General features: G+C 69.4%; 4 protein-coding genes and 1 rRNA gene. 1 reads left to right on the top strand and 4 read right to left on the bottom strand.

Going from position 1 to position 3,862, the window contains the following annotated elements; all coding sequences use genetic code 11:
* Nucleotides 1-720, top strand: a 720-nt coding sequence (locus ACWEMY_RS29105) for an acyl-ACP desaturase (protein ID WP_452392587.1), incomplete at its 5' end; no start/stop codon positions are given.
* Nucleotides 721-741: 21 nt separating this feature from the next.
* Here the strand turns inward: ACWEMY_RS29105 and ACWEMY_RS29100 are convergent.
* The 4 genes from ACWEMY_RS29100 to rrf all read right to left on the bottom strand — a co-directional run.
* Nucleotides 742-2,031, bottom strand: coding sequence for a diguanylate cyclase domain-containing protein (locus tag ACWEMY_RS29100; protein ID WP_452392586.1), 1,290 nt, complete (start codon nt 2,029-2,031; stop codon nt 742-744).
* Nucleotides 2,032-2,058: 27 nt separating this feature from the next.
* The gene (locus ACWEMY_RS29095) at nt 2,059-2,868 is read right to left on the bottom strand and encodes an SAM-dependent methyltransferase (RefSeq protein WP_452392585.1); all 810 of its coding nucleotides are present in this window, start codon (nt 2,866-2,868) and stop codon (nt 2,059-2,061) included.
* A 91-nt stretch (nt 2,869-2,959) separates the two neighbouring features.
* Nucleotides 2,960-3,622, bottom strand: a complete 663-nt coding sequence (locus ACWEMY_RS29090) for a YdcF family protein (protein ID WP_452392584.1) — start codon at nt 3,620-3,622, stop codon at nt 2,960-2,962.
* 153 nt (nt 3,623-3,775) lie between these two features.
* Nucleotides 3,776-3,862 (bottom strand): 5S ribosomal RNA (gene rrf / locus ACWEMY_RS29085); the annotation flags it as partial.

Genomic DNA, 3,862 nt, shown 5'->3' with positions numbered 1-3,862 from the left:
CAGGACGGCGCCTGGGGAACCTGGGTAGGGCGCTGGACAGCCGAGGAGAACCGGCACGGGATCGTCATCCGGGACTATCTGGTCGTCACCCGCGGGGTCGACCCGGTGGCCCTGGAACAAGCCAGGATGATCCACATGACCAACGGCTATTCGGCCATGGCCGTGGTCGACGCCAAGCGCCCCGGCTTCGACATCCAGGCCACCTCCGGCGCCGGTTTCCTGTTCTCGGTGGCCTACGTGACCTTCCAGGAACTGGCCACCCGGGTCAGCCACCGCAACACCGGCCGCGTCTGCGACGACCCGGTCGCCGACCGCATGCTCGCCCGCATCGCCGCCGACGAGAACCTGCACATGATCTTCTACCGCAACCTGTGCGCCGCCGCGCTGGACCTCGCGCCCGACCAGACCATCGAGGCGATCAACACCATCGTGCAGGGCTTCCAGATGCCCGGCGCCGGCATGCCGGGCTGGCGCCGCAACGGGGTGCTCATGGCCAAGCACGGCATCTACGATCTGCGCCAGCATCTCGAGGAGGTGCTGTGGCCGGTCCTGCGCAAATGGAATGTCTTCGAACGCAACGATTTCGGTCCGCGCGGGGAACAGTGCCGCGAAGACCTCGCCGCCTTCCTGGAGCGGCTCGGCGCGGATGTGCTGCGCTTCGAGGAGCAGCGGGATCGCTCGCTGGCGCGGGCCGCGCAGCGCGAACGTCAGCCGATCTGACCGGTGCCGGGTCCGGCTCGCTCAGCGGGCCGGATCGCGGCGGGTGTCGTTCTTGTTGCGGTACATCGCCGAATCGGCGGTGTGCACGAGATCGTCGACGGCATGGGGCAATTCGTCGAAGTAGGCCGTACCGATGCTCACCCCGACGGCGAGAACGTGCCCGTCGACTTCCAGCGGCCGGGTGAGCTCGGCGAAGAGCTCGTCGGCCAGTGCGCGCACTTGCGCTTCGTTCGCGCAGTTCTCCACCAGCACCAGGAATTCGTCGCCGCCGATGCGGGCCGCGAGCGCGCCCTGGGCGGCCACGGTCTCGCGCATCCGGTCGGCGACCACCCGCAGCACCCGGTCGCCGATGCGGTGCCCCCACAGATCGTTGATCTCCTTGAAGCCGTCCAGGTCCAGGTAGCAGACCCCGATCGGCGACGCGGCGTCGGCGAGCCGGTTGAACAGGTGCGGGCGGTTGGGCAGGCCGGTGAGCGCGTCGTGGTTGGCATCGCGCCAGAGCCGGTCGGCGAGCAGTTTGCGCTGGGTGACGTCGACCGCGACGCCGATCAGGAACTCGATGCCGTTGTCCGCGTCGCGCACCGCCGACATCGACAGATCGATATAGGTGATCCGCCCGTCCGGATGCCGATGCTCGGTTTCGGTACGGAAACTCTCGGATTCCCCCGCGACCATCCGCTGCAATTCCTGGAACGCCTGGTTGAGGTTCTGTGGGCCGAGGATGTCGGCGACCGTGCGGCCCGGCATCGTCTCCGGTGTCTGCCCGAGCATCGTGGCCAGCGTGGCATTGCAGTTCACCACGTGCCCGGTCATGTCGACGGTGCCGATGCCGACGAGCGCGCCGTCGAAGACCGCCTCGAACCGTGCCTCCGACAGGGCGCGGCGGTGTTCGGCCTCGCGCGCGGCCGCGAGCACCGCGGCCAGTGTCGCCTCCTGCTCGGCCAGGGCGGCCGAGCGCAGGGCCGCGGTGAAACCGGCGGCGAAATCGGCGGCCAGCTCTATCGCGCGTTCCCGGATCAGCGGCAGTGACGGGTCGTCGGAGCCGTCGGCGGCGGCGTCGACCAGGTCGTGGCACAGAATCCGGACCGTGCGGCTCACGGCCGCGGAATCGCGGTAGTTGGCCGCCACCAGCATGCGCGCCGAACGCCGCGCGATATCGGGGTCCTCGCCGCCGCGGGCCGCCTCGATCAGGCCGGTGCCCAGCGTGGCGAGCATGTCCTCGATCTGGGAGCGGTTCAGGGTGGGGGCGACGACGCCGTCGAGGGCGTCAGCCCACCGCTGCGCCAACTCCCACGACCCCACTGCTTCCACCCTGTCATCGTCCGCCGAGCGGCGGTGTCATCCCTTGCGCGCTACCCCACCGAGGCCCAGTGAACGGCCCGGCTTCTCGTGCTGGTCCCGCTCCGACTCCGGCCGCCACAGCGGCAGCTCCACCACGCCGGGCGACACCAGGTCCCAACCACGAAACATCTCGACGATCGCCGCCGCGGGCCGGAACTGGATCCCGACCTTGGTTTCGTTCGCCGAGTGCTCCCCCAGCTTACCGGCGTCCTCGGGACGCAGCTCAGAGGTGAGATGTGAAATGGCTATGAAACTGCCCGGTGCGACGACCTCCCGCAGCGCGGCCACCTTGCCCGCCGGGTCGTCGCTGTCCTGCACCAGGTGCAGCACCGCGATCAGGAGCACCCCGAGCGGTTGGGCGAAGTCGATCAGCCCGGTGGCGCGCACCGCGGCGATGAGCTCGTCGGACTTGCGCAGGTCGGCTTCGAGCGCACCGGCGTTCTCGCGGCCGTGCAGGATCGTGCGTGAGTGCACCACCGCCACCGGGTCGATGTCGACGTAGAGCACCCGCGCCCGCGGATCGAGTTCGTGCACGATCTCGTGCACATTGCCCGCGGTGGGAATCCCGGAGCCGATGTCGAGGAACTGCCGGATCCCGGCGTCGAGCATGAACCGCACCGCCCGGCGCAGGAAGGCACGATTGCTCAGCGCCAGGCGCGGCAGGTCGGGAACGAGCTGGGTGCCCATCTCCGCGGCCATCCGGTCGACGGCGAAGTTGTGCGAACCACCCAGCAGCGCGTCGTACATCCGAGCGGGGCTCGGCTGCTGCATGTCGACGCCTTCCGGCGCCCACGACGGCCTGTCCATCCCGTTCCCCTGTCTCTCGCCGGCGTCACCATGTCCACGGTGGCGCCAGAGGCATCGTAGACGCCCGCACCGACATCGGCGCGTCCTCGGCTCAGCTACCGGAACCGAAAGGCCGCGCCCACAGCGGCGCGACATCCGGTGTCATCGTGGCGACCACCGGGACACCCGCGTCGAGGAAGTTCTCCAGCGCGCGGCGCATGTGATCGGCGGAGGTGATCAGCACCGCCCGGTGCAGGCCGAGTGCCTCCATCAGGCGGGCCGAGAACTCGGCGTTCTGTACGGTCGAGCCCGCCTCGGTCTCGGCGTGGATCCGGTCGCGCGCCACCCCACGCAGGTTCAACCAGTCGGCCATCACCTGCGCCTCGGTGACCCCGTTGCGCGGATTGCCGCCGGTGACGATCACCGGGGAGGCCGGCGACATGAACGCCTGGATCAGCGCCGCGTGCAGCCGGTTGCTGAGCTCGGCCCGCATGGTCCCGTCGGGCTCGAGCCCATAGCCGAGAACGACGATGGCGGTCTCGGGCCCGTAGGTGTCCGGGAGCTCGATACCGGCCACTCCCGCAACCGAATTCGCGGCACCGAGCACGCCGTAGGTGAGTCCCTGGGAGACCTCCTCGGCGATCCCGGCGAGCGGATCGGGTGCCGGCTCGGCGAGCGCGGGCGCCGCGGTGACGACGGCCCCGATCAGGGCGGCGGGCAGGACGAGAGCGGCAGCGCCGCGACGAACACGCTGGTGAGTGAACAGCCAATCCACGGTGACCTCCCGAAGCTACGTCGCATCATGGTGACCGACGCGGGACCGCCGCGCGGAGGTTTCTGAAATATCGACTGTTCGGACTGTCGGCGCGCCTGACGGCGAACGCAAAAAGGCCCTCCAACCGAAGTTGGAGGGCCTTTCTCAATGATGTTCCGGCGGTGTCCTACTCTCCCACACCCTGTCGAGTGCAGTACCATCGGCGCAGGTGGCCTTAGCTTCCGGGTTCGGAATGGGACC

This window comes from Nocardia sp. NPDC004415, from assembly GCF_053602435.1.
The sequence above is the reverse complement of the archived record's forward strand: the minus strand, read 5'-3'. Positions and strand labels throughout refer to the sequence as shown.

Excerpts from the sequence above, each read along its gene's own strand:
- ACWEMY_RS29095 (WP_452392585.1), bottom strand. The coding sequence starts at position 2,868 with ATGGACAGGCCGTCGTGGGCGCCGGAAGGCGTCGACATGCAGCAGCCG.